Annotated in this window: 5 protein-coding genes; 2 read left to right on the forward strand and 3 right to left on the reverse strand. The window is 75.3% G+C overall.

The features are described 5' to 3' along the window. Positions 1 to 411: TRADD-N-associated membrane domain-containing protein (locus EF903_RS29845; RefSeq protein ID WP_125548119.1), on the forward strand; the 411-nt coding region annotated here is incomplete at its 5' end. A gap of 14 nt (positions 412 to 425) precedes the next feature. After that, on the forward strand, positions 426 to 653 hold the full coding sequence (locus EF903_RS29850) for a DUF2277 domain-containing protein (RefSeq protein ID WP_125548120.1): 228 nt from the start codon (positions 426 to 428) through the stop codon (positions 651 to 653). A gap of 16 nt (positions 654 to 669) precedes the next feature. Here EF903_RS29850 and EF903_RS29855 read toward each other — a convergent pair whose 3' ends face one another. The 3 genes from EF903_RS29855 to EF903_RS29865 all read right to left on the reverse strand — a co-directional run bounded on the left by EF903_RS29855 (position 670) and on the right by EF903_RS29865 (position 3,805). Beyond that, positions 670 to 1,167, reverse strand: coding sequence for a hypothetical protein (locus tag EF903_RS29855; RefSeq protein ID WP_125548121.1), 498 nt, complete (start codon positions 1,165 to 1,167; stop codon positions 670 to 672). A 211-nt stretch (positions 1,168 to 1,378) separates the two neighbouring features. Then, on the reverse strand, positions 1,379 to 1,996 hold the full coding sequence (locus EF903_RS29860; RefSeq protein WP_125548122.1) for a DedA family protein: 618 nt from the start codon (positions 1,994 to 1,996) through the stop codon (positions 1,379 to 1,381). A gap of 132 nt (positions 1,997 to 2,128) precedes the next feature. Continuing rightward, positions 2,129 to 3,805: an alkaline phosphatase D family protein gene (locus EF903_RS29865; protein WP_125548123.1), complete on the reverse strand. Its 1,677-nt coding sequence runs from the start codon at positions 3,803 to 3,805 to the stop codon at positions 2,129 to 2,131. Positions 3,806 to 3,938: the final 133 nt, after the last annotated feature.

The raw sequence follows: 3,938 nt of genomic DNA on the forward strand, positions 1-3,938 counted from the left end.
GACGGGGACTTCACTTCCGTGCTTGTCGAGTACTACGCATACGGGCTGGCGCAGGCGCGGAGCAGTTTTGTCACCAGTCAGTGGTTCGCCGGGGCGGGGGGCGCGATCCTGCTGTTCGGGGTGGCGCTCGCCGTGTGGCGGGCCGAGACCTCCGGGGACCTGTACCTCGGGGTCGTGACCTGTTCCGTCGGGGTGGTCGTCACGCTGATCGGGCAGCTCTTCCACCGGCGGGCCGACATCGCGCTGCGGCACATGGCCGCGCAGACCGCGTCCTTGCGGGAGGACCGGCGGGCCGCCGCCGCCATGCAGCAGGCGGTCGGGCTGCTCGACGAGGTCGCCGACCCCGAGGTGCGGGCGCGGCTCCAGGCCGCCTTGATCGTGAAGTTGTCCGGAGCGGAACTGTCCCGGTAGCGGATAGTGGGGGTATGTGCCGTTCCATTAAGACGCTGCGACCGCCCGCCATCCCCGGGAAGGCCACCGAGGAGGAGATCCGCGCAGCCGCGCTGCAATACGTGCGGAAGGTGTCCGGCTTCCGGGCGCCCGCCGGTCACAACCAGGAGGTGTTCGACGCCGCCGTGGATGCCGTCGCGGACGCGACGCGGGACCTGCTCGGCGGGCTGAAGGTGCGGGGGGCGGCGGCGCCGGCCGTGTAGCCGCCCCCTTCGCCCGTCAGGTGGTGCGGGTGCGGCGGCGCATCACCCAGACGCCCGCGCCGAGGGCGCTCGCGGCCAGGGTGCCGCCGACGGCGATCAGGGCCGGGTTGGCGCCGCCGATGCTGCCGCCGGTGCCGCCGCGGGCCGCGCCCGGGGTGACCTGCAGGGACACCGTGATCCGGGAGCCGTCCCCGCAGTCGAAGGTGACCGAGTGCGCACCCGTGGAGGCGTTGTTGTAGACGGTCGCCGAACCGAAGAGGGCCGTCCCGTCGCCCGTCGCCGGGGCGAGGCGGGCATCGCCGAAGGCGGTGGACGTGGCCCTGGCCGCCCGGGTCGCGCAGCCGCGGAGCGTCAGGCTGACGCGGCTGCCGGGGGCGGCACTGGTCGGGGAGACCGTCGCGGTCGGAGAGGTGACGGACGGGGCTGCGGTGACGGGAGTGGCGGTCGCGGCGGCCACGGCGAGCGTCGCGGCCGCGAGGCCCAGCAGGCGGCGGTTCGGCAGCTTGGCGGTCATGGAGAGAACTCCTCGGGGCTCCTCGAAACGGCGCGACCCCGCCACGGATGTGACGCGGAATTCGGCTGTGCGCCTCTCTGCGACGCTAGGAGCCCCTGCCGGGCACGGCGATCCGGGCCGGTTGAACGGGTGAGCCCGTGCGCCGTCCGGGGGACAGGCGCACGTACGCGTCGTACGGGTACGCGCGCCCGCCGCCGCTGTACCGCCGCCGCTATACCGCCGGCGACGGGCGGCGGATGACGAAGCCCGCCAAGGCCCCCGCGGCGAACAGGGCGAGCACCGACACGGCGGTGCCGAGCCAGGCCGCGCCCAGCCACTGCGTACCGAAGTAGCCCAGGGCGACGCTGTAGCCGGCCCAGGCCATGCCGGCCAGGGCCGACCAGGGCAGGAACTCCGTGACCTTGCGGTGGGTCTTGCCGGCGCCGAGGGACACCACCGAGCGGCCGGCGGGCGCGAACCGGGCGATCACGACGAGGGCGCCCCCGCCGCGGGCCAGCGCCGTGCCGAGGTGCTCCTGCGCGAGCGTCAGCCTGCGGGAGCGGGCGATGGCCCGCTCCAGCCGGCCGCCGCCGCGCCGGGCCACCCGGAATGCCGCCATGTCACCCAGCACCGACGACGTCGCGGCGATCACCAAGAGCGCCGCGATGTCCGGCACCTGCTCCGGCACGGGCACCGGCCCGGCCGCGCCGGCAGCCGCCGCGGCCGCAGCCGCCGTGATCACCAGGACGCCGCTCGGCAGCACCGGCAGGAACACGTCCAGCACCACCGACAAGGCCACCACGGCGTAGATCCACGGGCTCGTGGTCAGCGACCCCAGCGTCTCAAACAAGCGGGACTCCCCAGTCCGGTTGGCGTGCGACGGCGTACGGCGCCGCGACGTCGCGGGGGAGCGGCAGGAGCGGCTTGACAGCCATACAGCGTACGCCCGGGACCCGCCCGTCCGGCGCGCGGGTCCCGGCCCTCAACCACCCGGCGTCAGCCGCCGGTCCAGCACGCTCACCAGCCGCGCCGCGCGCCGACCGCCGCGGCCGCCGCGCCGGCGGCGCGCCTGGTCGAGGCGCAGCCGCGCCTCCCGGCCCGAAAGCGACAGCGTCATCAGCTGGTTGCCGAACCACGGCCCGCCCGTGCGCCTCCAGGCCAGCGGAGGCCGCCCCGTCCGCCCGTGCCGGGACAGGCCCCGGCCCAGCCAGCGGCCCATCCGCGACCAGCCCAGCCGGAAGCCCCACTTGACGACCCCGGGCACCGAGTTGTGCACCGGCGAGCACGTCAGCTGGAACACCCGCGCCGCCGTGGGTATCCGGGGCTCGGCCACGTACGCATGGTGGACGTCCCCGGAGAGGACCGCCACGGTCGCCGGCGCCCGCGGGCCCGTCCCCACCTCCTCGATCAGATCGCCCAGCGCGGCGAACGAACCGGGAAACGCCGCCCAGTGCTCCAGGTCGGCCGCCCGCCGCAGCCGCTCGCCGACCCGAGCCCAGCGCGGCCCCCGCTCCCCGCGGCACAGCGCCGCATCCCACACCTCGGCGTCGTGGATCAGGGGCGGTATCAGCCAGGGCAGCGACGAGCCGATCAGCAGGTGGTCGAAGCCGCCGTGGCCGGCGAGGGCGTTCTCCCGCAGCCACTGCTCCTCCGCCGGATGCAGCATGGCCCGCCGGTCCTCCGCCAGGACGCGCGCGGCCCGCGTGTCCACCATCAGCAGCCGGGTCCGGCCGAAGTCGCGGCGGTAGCTCCAGCGCACGGATGCCGGGTCGGAGTCGGCCGCGGAGGCGAAGGCGCGCAGCGTCTCCGTACCGTCCGGGGAGGAGCACACCGCCCCGTACAGCGGGTCGGCGGCCAGCTCGGCCGGGGAGAGGTTGCCCAGGTGCTGGTACACCCAGTACGACATCAGCCCGCTGAGCACGCGCTCCCGCCACCACGGCTGCGCCCGCATCTCCGCGAGCCACGCCGCGCTGGTGTTCCAGTCGTCTATGACGTCGTGGTCGTCGAACACGTGGAGGCTGGGCACGGTGGACAGGAGCCAGCGGATCTCCGGGTCGCGCCACGATTCGTCGTACAGCCGCGTGTACTCCTCGTAGTCCGCGACCTGCGCGCCGGGAGGGTCCCGAAGGTCGCGGCGGGCCGCGAGCCACTGCCGGGTCTCCTGGGACGGCTGGTCGGCATACACCTGGTCGCCGAGGAGCAGCAGCACATCGGGGCGCGGCTCGTCCGGATGGGCGGCGAGCCTCGCGGCGAGGGTGTCCAGCGCGTCCGGGCCGTGCGGCCCGTGCCGGTCGGCGGGCGGCGCCGCATGCCGGCACGAGCCGAACGTGATGCGTACGGGCGGAGCGGCCCGGCCGGGGCCGGCGACGGCGGGCGTCGTGATCGTGCTCGGCGGGAAGCCGCTGTCGGGCAGCGGCCACACGCGGACCCCGTCCAGCAGGACCTCGTACGCCGTCGTGCTCCCCGGGGCCAGGCCCGACACCGGCACGACCGCATAGTGGTGCCCCGCTATCTGGAACGTGCGAGCCTCGCCCCCCGCGCCGTCGGCGCACCGCACCTCGGCCCGGCACGGGCGGTCGGCCTCGACCCACAGGGTGGCCGAGCCGCCCGTCTCCCAGTCGACGTGGCGCAACAGCGGCCCCAGGCGCAGCGTGGCCATCGAACTCCCCCTCCTGACGACCCTGTGATCACGGTACGACGGGGAGGGGGTGGCGGGCCTCCCCCTCCCCGTCGTACCGTGATCACAGGGTCGTCAGGAGGGGGAGTTCGATGGCCACGCTGCGCCTGGGGCC

It is taken from the genome of Streptomyces sp. WAC05292, from assembly GCF_003949955.1.
GTDB lineage: Bacteria > Actinomycetota > Actinomycetes > Streptomycetales > Streptomycetaceae > Streptomyces > Streptomyces globosus.